Here is a 17,410-nt window from a genome sequence, read left to right as displayed (position 1 = left end):
AGTGAGCGGGCCAGTCGAGCATATGACGGGCCCGGCCGAACACATGTTCGACGGCCAGATAGAGTTATAGGCATCGAGCGGGGACCTCCTCCGCGCAGCCAAACGGTAATGTCGGGGCCCTGTGCCCCTTTTTCGGATGGATCAACCAAGTTATGAGCGAACTCAAACGGCAGGAGTCACTGTTGGACGAAGCCACAGTGCTGGAGTACCTGGCCCGTTACCCCGAGTTTTTCCAGCGCCACGGGGCCATGCTGGACCGGATCCGCATTCCCCATGAGCACAAGGGCACCATCTCCCTGGTGGAGCGCCAGCTGGACAGACAGCGCGAGCGCATCGAGCAGCTGGAGCAGGAGATCACCGAGTTGATGGGGATTGCCAGCGAGAACGAGCGGATCTTCCGGGTCTATGCGGATCTCTATGGCGAGCTGTATGGCTGTCAGACCCTGTTCGAGCTGAGCGCCGTGATGGGCAAGGCCTTCGTGCAGCGGTTGCGGCTGACCGGCCTGCGCCTCTGGCTCAGCCCGAAGAAATTCCAGCTGAGCGGCCCCGAGCAGCGCTTCCTGGCGGACGGCAAACAGCTCGACCAGTTGCTGGGCCAACGACTGCCCGGGACTGATTACTACTTCGGGCGGCTCAACCAGAGCGAGAAGCAGGCACTGTTTGGCAGCGACGTGCTGGTCAACTCGGTGGCCCTGATGCGGCTCGGGGATCTCGGCGTGCTGGCTTTCGCGAGCTCGGACCCCAGCCACTTCACCCCCCACAACGACACCCTGCTGCTGGGTCAGCTGGGCCGTCTGCTGCAGATGCGTCTGCCCGAGCTGGTTCGTGGCTAAGGCCCCCCTTCCTGCCGCCGACCCTCTGCCCCCCGCCTTGGCGGGGGTGCTCACGGCCTTTATCGAATACCTGAGGGTCGAGCGCCAGCTCAGCCCCCACACCCGCAACAACTATCAGGCCCATCTGGAGGCGATGGCCGCCGAGCTGGTCAGGCTTGGCTTGAGTGATTGGGCCCGGCTTGAGGCGAGCCAGGTGCGCAGCCTGGTGACCCGAATGCACAAGGCGGGCCTCGCCCCCCGATCGCTCGCCACCAAGGTCTCCGCCCTGCGCAGCTTCTGCGACTGGCAGGTGCGCCAGGGGCGGCTCCCTGCCAACCCGGCCCGGGGCATCGTCACCCCCAAGCAGGGGCGGCCGCTGCCGAAAAACCTCGATGTGGACGAGATGTACCAGCTGCTCAACATCACCGACGAGCAGGATCCGCTGGCGGTACGGGATCGCGCCATCATGGAGCTGATGTACTCCTCCGGCCTGCGCCTCGCCGAGCTGGTGGGGCTCAACCTTGCGGATGTGAAGCTCGACGAGCGCCAGCTCAGGGTCACCGGCAAGGGGTCGCGGGAGCGGGTGCTGCCCATGGGCAGGATGGCGGTGGAGTGGCTGCACAAGTGGCTCAAGGTGCGGCCAGCGCTGGCGGGGGACGAGGGGGAGGCATTGTTCGTCTCCAAGCGCCGGCAGCGGCTGTCGGCCCGCTCGGTACAGGAGCGGCTCGACGGCTGGGGCAACAAGCAGGCCCTCAATGCCCATGTCCATCCCCACAAGCTGCGCCACAGCTTCGCCACCCACATGCTGGAGTCCTCCGGGGATCTGCGGGCGGTGCAGGAGCTGCTGGGCCACGCCGATCTCTCCACCACCCAGATCTATACCCACCTCGATTTTCAGCACCTTGCCAAGGTGTATGACAGCGCCCACCCCAGGGCCAAGCGGGATCCCGACACCCCGGAAGATGAGTGAGCTTGATTTATGGTGGCCTGCTATCAACGGACAATGAAACCAGAGGGGTAACAGCGCCCCCCTCGCCAGAGCCAGGCGGGATCCTGCCACCCCGGAAGATGAGTGACAGCAGGGAGCCCAGGCGCTCTTGTTGATGACGCAGAGGAGAATGCATGCATTTTTACCGTCGCTGGCAGCCGGTGGCCGCCATCTCGTTCGACCTTGACGACACCCTCTATGACAACGGCCCCGCCATCGCGCGGGCCGAGCAGTGGATGCTGAGCCACCTGCGCAGCGAATACCTGGCCACCGCCATGCTGGACAAGCCGCGCTGGCTCGAGCTCAAGCGCAACCTGCTGCTGGCCCGGCCCGAGCTGGGCCAGGATGTCAGCCTGGCGCGCCAGTACGGCATCCGCGAGGCCATGGTGCAGGGGGGCATGACCGCCTCCCTGGCGGAGCAGGAGGCGCAGCGGGTGTTCGCCGGTTTTCTGGCCGAACGCTCGAAGATCGCGGTGAGCGAATCGACCCATCGGCTGCTGACCAGACTGGCGGAGCGCTACCCTCTGGCGGTCATCACCAACGGCAACCTGGATCTGGTACAGGCCGGACTGAGCGACTACTTCACCCTGGTCTGCAAGGCGGGGGCGGGGGCCAGGATGAAGCCGGCGCCGGACATGTTCGTGCAGGTGCAGCAGACCCTCGGGCTCGCCCCCGGCCAGATCCTCCACGTGGGGGATCATCCCGAGACGGACGTGCTGGGGGCCAGGCTGCACGGCTTTCGGGCCGCCTGGCTCAACGAGCGCCGGCTGCCCTGGCAGTCACTGAGGTTGCTGCCGGATGTGGAGCTCGCCGCCCTCGACGAGCTGGACGGGCTGCTGCTCTGATCCACCCCGAGCGGCAGAGAAAGAGGTGCACAGGCGAGGCCATTTATTTATCCTTGGCGCGGACTGACAAGGGAGTGCAGGGCGTGAGTGGAATGAAGAGTGTCATCTGGTTGGCCATCCCCATGGTGCTGGCGGGCTGCGATCTGTTTCGCGACCACTACCGGATGGAGTTTCGGGATGGATCCTGGCGGGATATCGCCATTTCGCCTTTCTCGGATCAGGCCCGCTGGCGTGAGGGGTGCGCCACCGGCGAGATCCTGGTGGACATGACCCTGCCCCTGAAGCGGGGCAAGGTGGTCGATGGCCGTGAACAGCTGCTGATCGGCGGCGAGCTGTTCGAGCTGGAAGAGGCCCGGCTCTATCGCGGCAACGGCATGGTGCTCGGGCAGGCTCCTGACCATGTCCAGCGTGGCCTCAAGGGGCTGGATGTCTGCCGAACCCTGCGCCCCGATCGCGGGGCCCTGCCCAAGTTGAAAGGCAAGGGGTTCGGCGACTAGCCCGCCCGCTGCCGATACTGGCGACAGGCGTCGCCGAAGGCGCGAAACAGCTTGATGGAGTGGGGGTTCTCTTTCGCCTTCCACTCCGGGTGCCACTGCACCGCCAGGGTGAACTGGGGCAATCCGGGGGCATGAATGGCCTCTATCAAGCCATCCTCGGCATGGGCCAGCGGCGCCAGCCCCTCGCCAAGCCGCTTGATCCCCTGGCCGTGCAGGGAGTTGACCGGGATCTGCGCCTCCCCCATCAGGTTGGCAAACCAGCTGCCGGGCACCAGGCTCACCTGGTGGCTGTGGCCATATTGCTCTTCTACCGGATCGTCCGCATCCTCCCGGTGATCCGCATAGCCGGGCTCGCAATAGACCTTCTGATGAATGTCCCCGCCGAGCGCCACGTTGATCTCCTGCATGCCGCGGCAGATGCCGAGCAGGGGCAGTCCCCGATCGATGGCGGCGCGCACCAGAGCTATGTCGAACAGATCCCTGTCTCTGTCCTGGGCCTTCTCCGGGGTCAGGTTCTCCTGGCCGTAGAGGGCGGGATCTATGTTGGATCCGGCCCCGCTCAGGTAGACCCCATCGGCGAGATCCAGATACTGCTCCAGATCAGCTGTCCCGCAGCAGGTCGGCACCAGCAGGGGCACGCAGCCGCTGATCTCCACCAGGGGGGTGATGTATTTGTGGGTCATGACCTGGTAGGCATGGCCGCTGCGGGCCTGGGCCCCCATGGTCATCAGCACGACGGGTTTGGAATGGGAACTGGGGTTGGGCATAGGTCACCTTGGCTATCCTTGGCGGTCTCATCCTGCGCCTTGGGAAGGCCCTTGCCGCCTCACGCTCGCAAGGGCATGCCTCAAGGCATGGTCATGGGATCAGGGTCATGCCGCAGTGCCAGAATCGTCGGTCAGCCTGGGCGATGACAGCCTGGATCCCGATCCCAGTCTGCCAAGGCCGTTCAATATGTCAAACGAAATGATGCCGTAATGTTAATTTTGATGATGGCAAAGCCAGCTTGAGTCCCTTTATAAGGGGCTTTAGCCGCAGTTGGTGGGCTTCTGGGAGAAAGGCGTGGTGGATATATTAAACATTCGACCCTGATGGCCGGATAGCAGAAGGGGCCCGCAGGCCCCTCGTCGATTCAGGCATTGAGGATGAACTGCTCTATCACTCTGGCCACGCCGTCCTCGTCATTGCGGGCCGTGGTGTGCTGTGCCAGCGCCTTGATCTCGTCGGTGGCATTGCCCATGGCGACCCCGAGTCCGGCATATTCGATCATGTGGCGGTCGTTGCCCGCATCACCCACCGCGATGACCTGGGAGGCGTCCAGGCCCAGGTGCTCGGCCAGGGCGGCCACGCCGGTGCCCTTGTTGCTTCGCTTGTTCATGAACTCGAGGAAGTAGGGGGAGCTGCGCACCACTGTGTAGCGTTCATAGAGCTCTGCGGGCAGCTGGGCGATGGCGCGGGAGAGCTGGGGCTCGGGGTCTATCATCATCACCTTCATGATCTGCTCGTCGGCGGGCAGGGTGGCGAAGTCCACCAGGTTGATCGGCATCTTGATCAGTCGGGACTCGTGCTCGGTGTAGGTGCTGACTCTGGGGCTGATGAGGCCCTGGCGGACGGAGAAGCCGTGGACGTTGACCCCAAGCTCAAAGGCCAGATGGGCGATGGCGCTGGCATCGCTGCCGGTCAGCAGCTGGCTGCGCAGGATGCGTTGATCCGCGACCTGTTGCACCAGGGCACCGTTGTAGCAGATGACGTAGTCATCCTGACCGGTGAGGCCGAGTTCGGCCAGATAGGTCGTCATGCCCTCCAGCGGGCGGCCCGAGGTCAGTACCACGGTGACGCCCTGGGTGCGGGCGGCCGCGATGGCGGCATGGGTGCGGGGGGTTATTTGACCGTGCGGGTTCAGCAGGGTGCCATCCATATCCAATGCGATCAGCTTGTACATCTTCTCACTACCTGAGTCTGGCCGGCCCGCCCTATGGGGCCAAGGGGAGGCCGAGTGTAGCGAAAATCGCCGCCGGGATCACGCCACCATCGCCGAAGGGGAGAGTGGCGGCCATCAGCGTTGGCCCTCGTAAGGGGTCAGCTGCAACTGCTCGTCCCGGATGGCGAAGTGGATGGGGCCGTGCTCTATATCGACCCGACTGTGGTAGTGCGCCATCTCCACCTCGACGCCTGGGAAGAGGCGCTGGGTGGCGATGATGTCCATGCTGGCCATCAGGGCCTGCAGCGCGTGCTGTGCCTCGGCCAGTTGCTCGTCAAGGGACTTGCTCTCGTCCAGCTGATGGGTGCGGATCGCCTTGATCTTCTTCAGAGTCTCGGGATTGCGCTTGTCGCTGGGTTGTTGCAGCAACCGCAGGATGAGATCCTGCAGCTTGTCGAGCTGCTCCCGGCAGGCCTGCTTGCGTTGACGCAGGGCCTGCTCCTGCTCCTTGTGGCTGAAGTAGCCGCCGAGGATCTGCAACCGGGTCCGGTTCGCCGCCGAGGCCCCGAGCACGGGGGCCATGATCAGGCGGTTGGCGATGTTGATGCCGCCGATGAGGTGGCCCTTGCGCATAGCGCTGTCCCCGACCTTGAGATCCTGGCCGCTGCGGCAATAGCTGTGGCTGAGCTGGCTCTGGATATGGATGTCGCCGTCGGCTTCCAGCCTGGCGTACTGGGCATAGCTGGCGTGGATCTCGCCCCCGGCGCAGAGGTGGCAGAGGTATTCGTCCCCCTCCAGCTTGCGCCCTATGATGCCGTAGCGCACCGTGATGATGCCGCCGGATTCGATATAGCCCCCTTCGACGAAGCCCCCTATCACCACATCGCCACTGGTCTTGATCCGCATGCCGGGCATGACATCCCCGGTGACCAGCAGGGAGCCCTCGAACTCGACGTGACCGTGGCGGATATCGACCTGTTTGACGCTCAGCACCTCGTCCACCCTCATGCCGGCCCGCTCCTGGCACGGTAGCCCGGCGCGGGTCGCCAGCAGCAGGTCCGGATCTTCGGGGGAGAAGCAGGTGCCTTCTCCCGCCGTCATGGCGCTCTCCTTGCCGGAGCGGGCCGCCAGCACCTGGCCCGTCACGGTGAAGCCATCTATGCCCTGGGTGGCCGGGTGGCGCCGCATCAGGGGGGCGCCTGCCTTGACGGTGAGCAGGGTGCCGAGATCGCGCATGTCTACCCTGCCATGGTCCAGTTCCTGGGGTTTCAGGATCCGCTCGGCTGCGGTCTCCACCAGTCGCTCCAGGCGAGTATCCAGGCCGTGTCTGGCCGCCTTGCCCAGGGCGATGACGGGGTTGAGCCGGGTGCCGGGGGCGGCCTCGCTGGCGGCCTTGATGGCGGCGGCGAGCAGCCGCTCGCTCACTCCCTGCTTGACCGGACTCGCCGCCACGGCCTCCTGCAACTGCGCCAGGGTGAGGGAACTGCCGCCCCAGTCGGCTGTGATCTGGGTGCTGGCGCTCATCTGATCCTTGTCGATCAGGATCAGCAGCCGGGCATCCTGCCGCTGGGCGATGGGCACGGGCGGGTGAGAGGGGGCATCAGGCTGGGTCAGCAGGGTGTTGAGCAGGGTGACGGCCTGCCGGATCCCCTCGCCGAGGGGTTGATAGCGTCGGCAGTTGGAGAGCCGCAACAGGGCCAGGACATGGTGCTCCTGAACGGGCTCGGTGAGACCCGGGGCAATGCGCAGACAGACATAGGTCATGTCTGCCGACAGCTGAAACCACTCTTTGCTTAACACCGGGATCCTCCTTCGTTGTCCCGATCCGGCCAACCTCCCTGTGGCCGGGGGCGGGATCCTTGCCAAAAGCCAATGTGATCAGGGCGGTCCAGAACCGCAGTATTCTGGCATTTCTTCTTCCGGGTCAACGAGCCGAGTGCAAATGGGTGAGCCGGGTTGGGGAAATTGTGTCTGACGGCGGGTGACGGTGCCGTGATGACTTGTTTGGTGTCAAATGAGGTGTGTTTGGCGGTATCTGCTGACTATTTCACCGAAATCGGACCCCGATGGGTATCAGGTTCAGGGTGGCGATACGATTCACCTTGCAAGAGGCGGTTCAAGGGATTTTAATCTGCCGCCGCCCGAGGCGTTGATACGGTCGCTGCCGACCCTACTGCCCTCTTGTCCAACCGAACGAGCCCCATGACCGCCCAAGGCCACCTGCTGTTTTCCGTCACCTGCGCCCTGCTTGCCCACAAGGTCGAACTCACTCCGGCCCTGGCCGAAGGCAGCCTGTGGCACATAGTGCCCATGGCCCTGGCCAGCGCCCTGCTGCCGGATCTCGATCACCCCCAGTCCCTGCTCGGTCGGCAGCTGCCCTGGATCTCGGGGCCCCTCTCCCGCCTGTTCGGCCATCGCGGCTTCACCCACAGCCTGCTGGCGGTCGGTCTGGGGATATGGGGGCTGGCGCAGTTTCAGGTATCCGGCCCGCTGTCCGGCGTGATGAAGGACGCCCTCATCGTCGGCTACCTCAGCCACTTGCTCGGGGACTGGCTCACCCCCATGGGCATTCCCCTGCTCTGGCCCTGGCGACGGCGCTTTCGGCTGCCCGGCCTGCCCCTCAAGAGCGGCGGGGGCTATGAGAAGGCCTTCTGCCTGCTGACCCTGGCGCTTGCCGGGTACTGGGTGCATGGGAATGGGGGCTTAGGCGCCTTCTAGCCCGGTATCAGTCGATGCGGCTGGCCGTTCTGGTCAGGGTCAGGTAGTCGGCGAGCACCGGCAGCCCCTGCAGGTGGCGGCGCAGCATGTCGAGGGCGGCGAAGGCGAGGATCCGGCGGGCGCTCTCGGGATCCGGGTGACTTAGCTTCACCTGCTGGCCGATTCGCTGCCCGTCGGCGCACAGCAGCAGCGGCACGCCGCCGGGGCCCGCACTGCCTATGGTCAGGCAGGGTTCTTGTCCGCCTCCCGTCAGTTGATCCAGTTCGCAGGGAAGGCAGTGGCTGAAGCTGGCTTCCAGCCCCGGATGCGGGTGGCACATGGCCAGCAGGGCACCCCGGCTCTCCCCTTCTTGCAGGTACAACGGCCTTGCCCCCAGCAGGGACAGGATCTGCTGCGCCGGCTCCTCGTTGCCCTGTCCTACCAGCCAGGGGGTTATCTCCCCGAGCAGGCGTGCCTCGGCAGCATCCATGTCGGCGGCGCTGGCGCCGTGGCCGATGAGTTTCAGCTCGATGAGGGGCATGGAGGAGCGGTAGCCGAGCTCGATGCCCGCAGGCCAGGGCGCCGCATCCAGCTTGTCCGAGAGGGCGGATTCCGAGATGCCGAAGGTGTAGAAGCGGCGCAGCTCGGTGTCCGTCTCTTCCCCCGCCAGCGCCTTGAGGCGGGGCAAAATCTGCTCGCGCACCATCTGCTTGAACTCGAACGGCACGCCCGGAGTGAAGAAGAGCCGGCTCTGGCCGTGGCTGGCCGGGTGGTTGACCACGAAGCCGCAGGCGGTGCCCACCGGGTTGTCGAGGATCTCGCAGTCCCGGGGCAGCCAGGCCTGCTTGGTGTTGCTCTGGGCCATGGTGCGGCCCCGACTGGCGTAGCGCTCGGCCATGGTGGCGAGCCAGTCGGGGAACAGGGTCAGGGGCTGGCCAAAGGCCTCGGCCGCCGCCTGGGCGGTGAGATCATCCGCGGTGGGGCCGAGCCCCCCGCACACCAGCACCACCTCGGCCCGGCTGGCACTCTCCTGCAAGGCGGCCTTCAGATCGGCGAGGTTGTCCCCCACGGTCAGGCGGCGGCGCACCTGCCAGCCTTGCTCCAGCAGCAGGGCGCTGAGCCAGGCGGCGTTGGTGTCCACCACCAGGCCGGTCACTATCTCGTCCCCCGTGCTGATGATCTCGATACGCATGCAGACTCCTTGGGTGGTGAACCCCGATCAGGGTTTGTTGTGCTCGAAGTAGTAGCTGATCCGGGTGCGCGGGTTGAGGTACTCGAACACCGCCGGCGGCAGTCGCTTGGGGTGGATCACCTTGGCAATGGTCAGCTCGGCCTGTTCGAGATCTATGATGGCCGCTTCCTGGCGCGGGATGCGGGGGTCGTACACCAGCACGGCGGGGTAGAGCAGGCGGGAGGCGTTGACCGACATCACCAGCCCGACCTGGCCGTTGGAGAGCTGTACCACGCTGCCGGGGGGATAGATGCCCATCAGCCGGATCAGCATGCCGAGGTGGTCGGCGTTGAACTGGCCCTTGCGCTGCTTGTAGAGGTTGCCGAGGGCGGAATAGGGCACCTTGGCCTGCAGGTGGCAGAGGTTGTCGTACTCGTTGATGAGGGACACTATCTGGGTCAGCGGGTCGAGCTGATCCCCCCTGAGCCCCTGTGGCCCGCTGCCGTCAAGGTACTCGTGATGGTACTGCACTATGCGCTTCGCCGGCTCGGGGAAGCCACTGGTCAGGCTCAGCAGCTCCAGGCCGTAGCGCGGATGCTGGGCCATCAGGTTCTGCTCGGGTTTGGTCAGGGGGCTTGTCTTGCGCAGGATCTGGCTCGGGATCTTCAGCTTGCCGATGTCGTGGAACAGGGCTCCCATGCCGACCTGACGGATAGCCTCGGCCGGCAACTTGCATTCTCTGGCCAGCAGCATGCTGAGCACGCTGACGTTGAGGGAGTGGAACTGGAGGTTGTTGCCGTCCGCGCTGTCGGAGACCAGGTGCAGCACCATCTCGTCCACCGACAGCAACTGCTCCGTCATGGCGTTGATCAGCTCCTGGGCCTCATTGATGGCATTGAGGGGACGGGACTGGATCTTGCCCATCAGGTTGCGCACCTGGGCCAGGGACTGCTGAAAATGCTTCTCGCACTGTTGCAGATCCCGGCGATAGCGCTGCAACTGCTCGATGCGCCTGGTCTTCTCCTGCTGCATCTCCTGCTGACGACCGACCAGATCGTCCGAGCCATCCGGTGCGGGTTGCACCTGATCGAGGGGCTTGGGGGGGGCGTCGCTCTTGTCGGGAATGATGGTCACCAGCTTGAGGCCGAGCCGGCGGATGAGCTCTATCTCCTCTTCACTCTTGAGTTTGAAGCTGGAGAACAGGAAGGGGTGCTCACGCCACCCTAGTGGCAGGGAGACATAATTGCCGACTTGCAGCCGGTCTACCGAGATCTTGATTCCTGTCATGGGGTTGGGCACGAGAGACACACAGAGCCGTATGCTAGTCAAAGGCAGGGGTGAATACAAAAGGTATCTGATGACAGGATGAGTGCTTTATTATAGGCTTCTAGATGTCCAGACATATTTACCGATGCAGTACAGGGAGTCAGCATGCCGATCAAGATCCCGGACCAGTTGCCCGCCGCCGAAGTGCTGGGGCAGGAGAACATCTTCGTGATGACGGAATCCCGGGCCGTCACCCAGAACATCCGTCCGCTGCGGGTGCTCATCCTCAACCTGATGCCCAAGAAGATAGAGACCGAGATCCAGCTGATGCGGATGCTCTCCAATTCGCCCTTGCAGGTGGACGTGGATCTGCTGCGCATCGACGATCGGGAGTCGAAGAACACGCCCCAGGCACACCTCGAGAACTTCTATCACGATTTCGAGCAGGTCCGTGGCAACAACTACGACGGCATGATCATCACGGGGGCGCCGCTCGGGCTGGTGGAGTTCGAGGAGGTGGTTTATTGGCCGCGCATCGTCGAGATCATTGAGTGGTCCCATCAGCATGTGACCTCCACCCTGTTCCTGTGCTGGGCGGTGCAGGCGGCGCTCAAGGCGCTCTACGGCATGGAGAAGCAGACCCACGGCGAGAAGCTGTCCGGGGTCTATCGCCACCACCGCCTCGATGAGCACGAGCCGCTGCTGCGTGGTTTCGATGACGAATTCGTTGCGCCCCACTCCCGCTATGCGGCCTTTGATGGGGATCTCATCCGCGCCCACACCGATCTGCAGATCTTCGCCGAGTCCGAGGAGGCTGGCGTCTATCTGGCGGCGACCAAGGATTGCCGCCAGGTGTTCGTCACCGGCCATCCCGAATACGATGCACTGACCCTGGACGGGGAGTACCGGCGGGATCTGGCGGCGGGCCTCACCCCCGTCATCCCGGTCAACTACTACCCGGACGACAATCCCGATCAGACGCCGCGCGCCACCTGGCGCAGCCACGGCCACCTGCTGTTTTCCAACTGGCTCAACTACTACGTCTATCAGCTCACCAGCTATCGGCTGGAGGACATCGGCAAGGTGTTCACTTACGAGCAGCCCAAGGGCCAGGTGTAGGGCCGGCTCACCGGCTATGGTCGGAGGAGATCGGCAAGGTGTTCAGCTATGAGCCGCCCAGGAGTCAGGGCTTCCTTCAGTCAGCCCCGGCCAGTCGCCGCCCCCGGGTATCGAGCCAGTGACGGTGGCAGGCCAGGGTGAAAGCGCCGGGCCGCCTGGCCCGGATGGTGGCCATGGCCTCCAGCTGGGGCTGGCCCTGGGTCATCAGCAGCAGGGCCGCTACCAGCCCGGTGCGGCCGCTCCCTCCGTGACAGTGAATGGCCAGGTGCCTGCCCTCGCGCAGCAGGGAGATCAGTTGCGGTAGCACGGGGGGCCAGGCTTGCTCGAAGGCTTCATCAGGGGCCTCATCGTCCGCTATGGGCAGGTGGAACCAGGCCATGCCCCTGGCCTTGACCAGTGAACCGAGGGAGCCTGCGCCACGTGCGGCTAGCTCATCCTTCGTCATCAGCGTAAGCACACCGCCGGCACCGGCCAGCTGCAACTGGGCCAGGGCGAGCGGCATGACAACCTGCTGGTTGCCGGGGCAGGGGGTGAGCAACAGCTGGCCGTCGAGGCGCGGAACCTCCAGGCTCCAGAAGGGGTGGGCACTGAGCATGAGGATCCTTGTCGGTGCTAGGCGGGTGTCAAACGAACTTGTTGGCCCCCTGTTTGAGTGCGGCACAGCATAGAGGGCGCGGGTGCGATGTCAATCTGCGTTGTGTTCGGTCCGGTTTACGGGCAGAGTCTAAAAAAATAGAGCGATGGAAGGAGTAGAGATGAGAAACCTGGATCAACTGGACTTGGACATCCTGGCCCATCTGTTTCGCGATGCGGGCATGACCAACAAGGATTTGGCGGCCCTGGTCGGGGTGGCTCCCTCCACCTGCCTGGAGCGGGTGCGAAAGCTGCAACAGGACGGGGTGCTGAAAGGTGCTCACTGCGAGGTGGATTATCAGGCTCTGGGCGGCCATATCCAGGCCATGGTCTCCCTGCAGCTGGCGCGTCACAGCCGGCAAATCATAGATGCGTTTCGCGATGCCATCCTGGCGTTGCCCGAGGTGATCAGCCTGTTTCACATGGGTGGCAAGGATGATTTCCTGGTGCACCTCTGCGTCGCCGACACCGAGCACCTGCGCAACTTCGTGTTCGATCACTTCACCTCCCGGGAAGAGGTGGTACACCTCGAAACCTCTCTGGTGTTCGAGCACAGATTCAGCCGCTCCCTGCCCTGCTTCACCCACCCCTGACAACAAGTGGGTGCCGGCCCTGAAGTAGGTCTGCATCATTTCAACCGGTCTTGAGCCCCTTGAGACCGAAACGAGAAAAGCCAATGAGTCGCCTCATTGGCTTTTTGCCTTGAGTGATGTTCAGGGTCTGGTCGGCTGGATCTCCTTGGGCTCCAGCGTGATGACCGCATTGCCGGCGGCACCGGGATACTGGTGGTAGCTCTGGTCCTGCTCCAGGGTGTAGAAGGTATCGAGATAGTCGTCGTTGTTGGTCATCCAGGAGTCGGGCAGTGCCTTGACGATGCGACCGCCTAGGTCGAGGAAGGGCAGGGCTTCCGGCACGCCCCCTGCGGTGAAGCCGAGCTTGAGGGCCTCGATCAGCAGGGCGCTCAGCTCCTTGTAGTTGACGTTGTCATCCTGCTCCATCATGACGAGGTCGACGGCGCCCCAGCGATAGCGATCCCAGTACACCAGGATCTGGTTCGGGGTGTAGTCGGTGTTGTCATGGTCGAGATAGGGCATGTCGACTATGTCCACCACGGGTTCGTCCCGACCGGGATTGACCCCGGCCACGACGGCGTAGACCTCGGCGGCGCCGAGCAACCAGGGTTCCTGATCATCGCTGAGCCTGATCTTCTTGAGGATGCTGGTCTTGAGGGGCGCAGTGTTGCCGGCGACACGGGGGGCCACCTGGATGTCGGCGGCTGCCAGCGCCTTGCGCATCACCTTCAAGCCAGCATTCTTGGCCTTGACGGGATCGGCCTCCACCACCAGTACCGGTCGTGCCGGTGGCTGGTGTACATCGAGGTAGACCGGGTTGCCGGCGCTGTCGAAGGCTTCGATGGCACTCCAGCTCTTCTCATCTCCGCTCGGCACGTAGGCAACCAGGGGGTCGATTCCTTGTTGCAGTGCGGCAGCCTGCTCCGGGTTGGCCAGTCGCAGTTGCATCAGCTGCTTGATCTCGCCGTCCAGCCCTTGCCGGCTGATGGCGGCCTGGTTGGCATCGCTGGCCTGCCGCTTGAGGCGTGGACTCGCCTTTTGCAGCAGGTTTGACAGCGGGCTCTGGTACTCCTGATTGGTGAGCAGGGGTAGCAGGCTCTTCTGTTGCAATGCGAGCTGGCGTGCCAGCTCCCTGTCCGTGTCGACGGCATGGGCACTGGCGGTACCCAGCAGGGTCAGCAATAAAATGACAGCCTGATTCCTCATTCTTCTTCTCCAGTATTGAGTCTGACAGCGGCGCGTATCGGGAAGAATCTGCGCCTCCTTCTCACTAAACGGGAATGAGGTTCGCCTGTGAACCACCTTGACCGAATTGTGTGTGGCGTCTCACTGGAGTCTCCCCAGATGGTCAGGTCAGGCGCGGAGGCGGTTGACTTGATGCAGCGCTACGCCGACCAGCAATCCCCAGCAGGCAGAGCCGACACCGAGCAGGCTGATCCCCGAAGCCGTGATGAGGAAGGTGAGCAGCGCGGCTTCCCGCTCTTCATCCTGCTGCAGTGCCGCGTGCAGGCTGCTGCCTATGGTGCCGAGCAGTGCCAGCCCGGCCACGCAGGTCACCAGAGCGGTGGGAAAGGCGCTGAACAAGGCGACCACGGTCGCTCCGAAGCAACCGGTCAGCAGGTAGAAGCAACCCGCCCACACGGCGGCGGGCCAGCGGCGAGCCGTGTCGGGATCCACCTCCTTGCCCATGCAGATGGCGGCCGTGATGGCGGCCAGGTTGAAGGCGTAACCACCGAACGGGGCCAGCAGCAGACCTGTAAGGCCTGTCCAACCGATCAGGGAAGAGGTGGCCGGTTGATAACCATGGGCACGCAGGATAGTAATGCCGGGCATGTTTTGCGACGTCATGGTGACGAGGAAAAGCGGCAGCGCTATCCCCAACAAGGCGTTGATGGAGAAGGTTGGCGAGATCCATACCGGACTGGAGAGTTGCCAGTGGACCTCGGCAAGCTGCAGCTCGCCCCTCAGGGTGCAGAGCAGCATGCCGGCACCCAGGACCAGCACCATGGTGTAGCGGGGCCAGAGGTGGCGTCCAAGCAAGAATGCCAGCAGCGAGGCGCCAAGCAGCAGGGGATCCTGTGGGGCGGCTTTGAATAGATCCAGTCCGAATCTGAGCAGCACACCAGCCAGCATGGCGGCGGCCAGGGGCGCTGGAATGTGGCGCATCAGCCTGTCGAACCAGCCGCTGATGCCACACAGGGTTATCAGCAAGGAGGAGGCGATGAAGGCACCGATGGCTTCCGACAGGCTGAAATTGCCCAGGCTGGTGATGAGCAGGGCGGCCCCGGGGGTAGACCAGGCGGTCAGCACTGGTATGCGGTAATAAAGGGAGAGGCCGATGCAGCTTACTCCCATGCCAATACCCAACGTCCATAGCCAGGAGGATACCTGGGCGGCATCGGCACCAGCGGCGGTGGCCGCCTGAATGATCAGCACAACCGAACTGGTATAGCCAACCAGAACGGCAATAAGGCCTGCGACCAGATGGGGGAAAGCAAAGGGCATGGTGACTTCCTTGTGTATGTCGATAGCTTGTGCGTTATTACGTACAATATGACTTTGACTATAACCTTGTGCGCTATAGCGCACAAGGTGACATGCCGCATTCGGGAGAGGGCGTATGCAGGAGATGAATCGACATCTGGCTCAGCGATTGAAAGGGCTGCGCAGCGAACTGGGGTGGAGTCTGGATGTGGCTGCCCGTGAGACCGGGGTGAGCAAGGCCATGCTGGGACAGATCGAGCGGGGGGAATCCAGCCCGACGGTGGCGACTCTGTGGAAGATCGCCACCGGGTTTCGGGTCTCCTTCTCCAGCTTTATCGAGCCGACCCCGGCAGTGGCGGGGGAGACGCTCTATCGCACCGCCGATGACATTCGCCAGCAACCGGCGGGCGAAGGCATGCAGGTGGCGCCGCTGTTTCCCTATGAAGGCCGCTTTGGTTTCGAGTTGTTTGAATTGACCCTGCTACCTGGCTATCAGCGGGAATCGGAACCCCATGAGACCGGGGTGACCGAGCATGTCATCGTCATCAGCGGGGTAATGGAGGTGCTGGTCGATGGGCAGTGGCGTTCACTGGAGCAGGGGGAAGCCGTTCGCTTCGTCGCCGACCGCCCCCATGGTTACCGCAATTTGGGAATAGCCCCGGCCGTTTTTCACAATTTGATCCACTATCCCGCCACTCGTGCCTGATGGCTAGCCAGGACGACCGTCCACTCTGGGGCGGGTCAGGATGGGAGTGTAAACCCAGACAAACAGACCATAGGCCGCTATCCAGCTCCAGCCGCTCAGGTTCCATCCCGTCAGCGTCAAGGTAGGCCAATAGAGAGGGATCAAGACCCGCACGAGCGCAGAGACGATCACCAGAGCGAATGCCATGGTGATCCTGCGCCCTACGTGCAGGGCTCTGCCGCTGTGACCGAGCGACACTCTGGCAATCATTCCGAGGATCATGGTGCCCATGCAGCCAGCACTGAGCAGGTGACTGGCCAGCGACAAGCTGAGGGGCAGGCCAGCAGCCTGAGCCGTGAAGGCGAGCAGACCAAGGGGAATAAACAGGTAAGCCAGGTGCAGCGACCATAGCAGGGGGTGTGTCAGGGTGTCACCGGGTTGCCAGCGCAGTTGCCTGCACAGGTGCAAGCCAGCAGCCACTATATATAGAGGCATTGTATATAAAGAGTTGGCCCATGAGCCGGGCAGAAGTAGCCAGAGCAGCAGGATCAGCCAGAGAGAGGCCAATGCCCCGCGCTCCAGCCAGGGGCGGGGAGGTGCCTTCTCCTGACCCGTGCCTCTGGCAGTAAAGAAGGGAATGACCCGTCCACCCATCACTGCAATCAGGGTAGTGAACAGCAGTACCGTCGTGATCAGCAGATGTTCCACTGTGTTCCAGTCATCTCGCCATAACCAAGTGGCGCCATTGAGCAGCGTCAGTATGAGGAGCAAGGGGACAAAGAAGAGGTTGCGCCATTGGCGTGTCATGATGATGGGCTTGGCGAGGAACCAGGCACAGAGCGGTAACCAAGCCAGATCCAACACCATCAGAATGATATTGTCTTCTCCCAGCCAGGGTAGCAGGCACCTTGGCAGCGCCCACAATCCCACGACCAACGCTAATGGCCAGCTGCGAACGCCGGGATGAGCCGTCCAGTTCTGGACAGCAGTCAACAGAAACCCCGCGACGATGGCGGCGCCAAAGCCGAACAACATCTCATGAGCGTGCCACCAGATGGGATTGCCAATACCGGGCAGAGCGAACCAGCCGTTAAGCTGCCCCAGCCAGCCCAACATGGCTAGGCAGGAAAACAGAGCTCCAAGCAGGAAGAAGGGACGAAACCCCAGACGGAACAGCGGGACTATCTGCTCTTCCTTGTGGCTATCGAGGATCTGGTGCATGACAGCGACCTTAATTGAGTATTTGAAAAGCCAATTATAAAGTGGCTTTTCAAATACTCAATTAAAATCCAGCCAATGCCGATTTAGGAATCGGAATGGCTGAAAAGAGAACGACTTGCTGTAGAACTGAGCGAACAAACGGTTAAGGTGAAAAAGCCCTTGTCATCCCGGCGCGGCTCCCTATAATGCGCCCCTACCAGCACGGCGGAACACGCCGGACTGATGAGTCTGCTTCCTTGTGAAGCAGGCGCCGAAAGAAAAGCGAAAACAACCGCTTGACTTTCGAAGTGAGGAGCGTAAGATGCGCCTCCTCAACGCGATAAGCGTGACGCTCTTTAACAATTTGAATCAAGCAATCTGTGTGGGCACTCACAGCATCGAACATCAAACAATTTTGTTGATTTTCAATGTCTGGTGAAGTGACCAAGACAACTTCGGTTGTCACAGTTTATTTCAGCAATTCATTGAGCCGCTGAATGTCGTTACTTCGGTAATGGCG

17 protein-coding genes are annotated in these 17,410 nt (G+C 63.0%); 8 read left to right on the top strand and 9 right to left on the bottom strand.

Annotated elements, in window-relative coordinates; genetic code table 11:
• Positions 1–152: 152 nt before the first annotated feature.
• From KW824_RS17585 to KW824_RS17570, 4 genes are all read left to right on the top strand, one after another.
• Positions 153–833 carry a DUF484 family protein gene (locus KW824_RS17585; protein ID WP_005330951.1) on the top strand — a complete coding sequence of 227 codons (681 nt, stop codon included), beginning with the start codon at positions 153–155 and terminating at the stop codon, positions 831–833.
• Positions 826–1,782, top strand: a complete 957-nt coding sequence (gene xerC / locus KW824_RS17580; protein ID WP_371316626.1) for a tyrosine recombinase XerC — start codon at positions 826–828, stop codon at positions 1,780–1,782. Before KW824_RS17585 ends, xerC begins: the two co-directional genes overlap by 8 nt.
• 152 nt (positions 1,783–1,934) lie before the next feature.
• Positions 1,935–2,645 carry an HAD-IA family hydrolase gene (locus tag KW824_RS17575; protein WP_218410536.1) on the top strand — a complete coding sequence of 237 codons (711 nt, stop codon included), beginning with the start codon at positions 1,935–1,937 and terminating at the stop codon, positions 2,643–2,645.
• Positions 2,646–2,737: 92 nt separating this feature from the next.
• Positions 2,738–3,142, top strand: coding sequence for a hypothetical protein (locus KW824_RS17570; protein ID WP_025325506.1), 405 nt, complete (start codon positions 2,738–2,740; stop codon positions 3,140–3,142).
• Here the strand turns inward: KW824_RS17570 and KW824_RS17565 are convergent.
• The 3 genes from KW824_RS17565 to KW824_RS17555 all read right to left on the bottom strand — a co-directional run bounded on the left by KW824_RS17565 (position 3,139) and on the right by KW824_RS17555 (position 6,863).
• Positions 3,139–3,909 carry a gamma-glutamyl-gamma-aminobutyrate hydrolase family protein gene (locus KW824_RS17565; RefSeq protein ID WP_218410534.1) on the bottom strand — a complete coding sequence of 257 codons (771 nt, stop codon included), beginning with the start codon at positions 3,907–3,909 and terminating at the stop codon, positions 3,139–3,141. The two genes, KW824_RS17570 and KW824_RS17565, sit on opposite strands and share 4 nt — an antisense overlap.
• Positions 3,910–4,274: 365 nt before the next feature.
• Positions 4,275–5,084 carry a sugar-phosphatase gene (yidA, locus tag KW824_RS17560; RefSeq protein ID WP_043130614.1) on the bottom strand — a complete coding sequence of 270 codons (810 nt, stop codon included), beginning with the start codon at positions 5,082–5,084 and terminating at the stop codon, positions 4,275–4,277.
• Between the two features lie 114 nt (positions 5,085–5,198).
• Positions 5,199–6,863, bottom strand: a complete 1,665-nt coding sequence (locus KW824_RS17555) for a FapA family protein (RefSeq protein WP_371316625.1) — start codon at positions 6,861–6,863, stop codon at positions 5,199–5,201.
• Between the two features lie 402 nt (positions 6,864–7,265).
• On the opposite strand from KW824_RS17555, the gene KW824_RS17550 reads away from it, so the two are divergent.
• Positions 7,266–7,781, top strand: coding sequence for a metal-dependent hydrolase (locus tag KW824_RS17550; protein WP_005327731.1), 516 nt, complete (start codon positions 7,266–7,268; stop codon positions 7,779–7,781).
• Positions 7,782–7,788: 7 nt separating this feature from the next.
• On the opposite strand, the gene KW824_RS17545 is transcribed toward KW824_RS17550, so the two are convergent.
• Both KW824_RS17545 and KW824_RS17540 read right to left on the bottom strand, forming a co-directional pair.
• The gene (locus KW824_RS17545) at positions 7,789–8,952 is read right to left on the bottom strand and encodes a molybdopterin-binding protein (RefSeq protein WP_218410532.1); all 1,164 of its coding nucleotides are present in this window, start codon (positions 8,950–8,952) and stop codon (positions 7,789–7,791) included.
• A gap of 27 nt (positions 8,953–8,979) precedes the next feature.
• Entirely contained in the window at positions 8,980–10,218 is a 1,239-nt protein-coding gene (locus tag KW824_RS17540; RefSeq protein WP_218410530.1) for an HD-GYP domain-containing protein, read from the bottom strand.
• Between the two features lie 144 nt (positions 10,219–10,362).
• Between KW824_RS17540 and metA the strand changes: the two genes are divergently transcribed.
• Positions 10,363–11,316: a homoserine O-succinyltransferase gene (gene metA / locus KW824_RS17535; RefSeq protein WP_218410528.1), complete on the top strand. Its 954-nt coding sequence runs from the start codon at positions 10,363–10,365 to the stop codon at positions 11,314–11,316.
• 76 nt (positions 11,317–11,392) lie between these two features.
• On the opposite strand, the gene KW824_RS17530 is transcribed toward metA, so the two are convergent.
• Entirely contained in the window at positions 11,393–11,911 is a 519-nt protein-coding gene (locus KW824_RS17530; protein WP_218410526.1) for a tyrosine-protein phosphatase, read from the bottom strand.
• Positions 11,912–12,071: 160 nt separating this feature from the next.
• Here KW824_RS17530 and KW824_RS17525 point away from each other — a divergent pair, with 160 nt between their 5' ends.
• On the top strand, positions 12,072–12,542 hold the full coding sequence (locus KW824_RS17525; RefSeq protein WP_025325515.1) for an Lrp/AsnC family transcriptional regulator: 471 nt from the start codon (positions 12,072–12,074) through the stop codon (positions 12,540–12,542).
• Between the two features lie 120 nt (positions 12,543–12,662).
• On the opposite strand, the gene KW824_RS17520 is transcribed toward KW824_RS17525, so the two are convergent.
• Positions 12,663–13,727 (bottom strand): DUF3103 family protein, encoded by a 1,065-nt coding sequence (locus KW824_RS17520; RefSeq protein ID WP_218410524.1) that lies wholly within the window; start codon positions 13,725–13,727, stop codon positions 12,663–12,665.
• 147 nt (positions 13,728–13,874) lie between these two features.
• Positions 13,875–15,026 (bottom strand): benzoate/H(+) symporter BenE family transporter, encoded by a 1,152-nt coding sequence (locus KW824_RS17515; RefSeq protein WP_218410522.1) that lies wholly within the window; start codon positions 15,024–15,026, stop codon positions 13,875–13,877.
• Positions 15,027–15,141: 115 nt separating this feature from the next.
• On the opposite strand from KW824_RS17515, the gene KW824_RS17510 reads away from it, so the two are divergent.
• Positions 15,142–15,711 carry a helix-turn-helix domain-containing protein gene (locus KW824_RS17510; RefSeq protein WP_005327753.1) on the top strand — a complete coding sequence of 190 codons (570 nt, stop codon included), beginning with the start codon at positions 15,142–15,144 and terminating at the stop codon, positions 15,709–15,711.
• Between the two features lie 3 nt (positions 15,712–15,714).
• On the opposite strand, the gene KW824_RS17505 is transcribed toward KW824_RS17510, so the two are convergent.
• Positions 15,715–16,911, bottom strand: a complete 1,197-nt coding sequence (locus tag KW824_RS17505; protein WP_218410520.1) for an NnrS family protein — start codon at positions 16,909–16,911, stop codon at positions 15,715–15,717.
• Positions 16,912–17,410 lie beyond the last annotated feature (499 nt).

Source organism: Aeromonas sp. sif0611, assembly GCF_019218845.1.
Taxonomy (GTDB): Bacteria; Pseudomonadota; Gammaproteobacteria; order Enterobacterales; family Aeromonadaceae; genus Aeromonas; species Aeromonas media.
The sequence above is the reverse complement of the archived record's forward strand: the minus strand, read 5'-3'. Positions and strand labels throughout refer to the sequence as shown.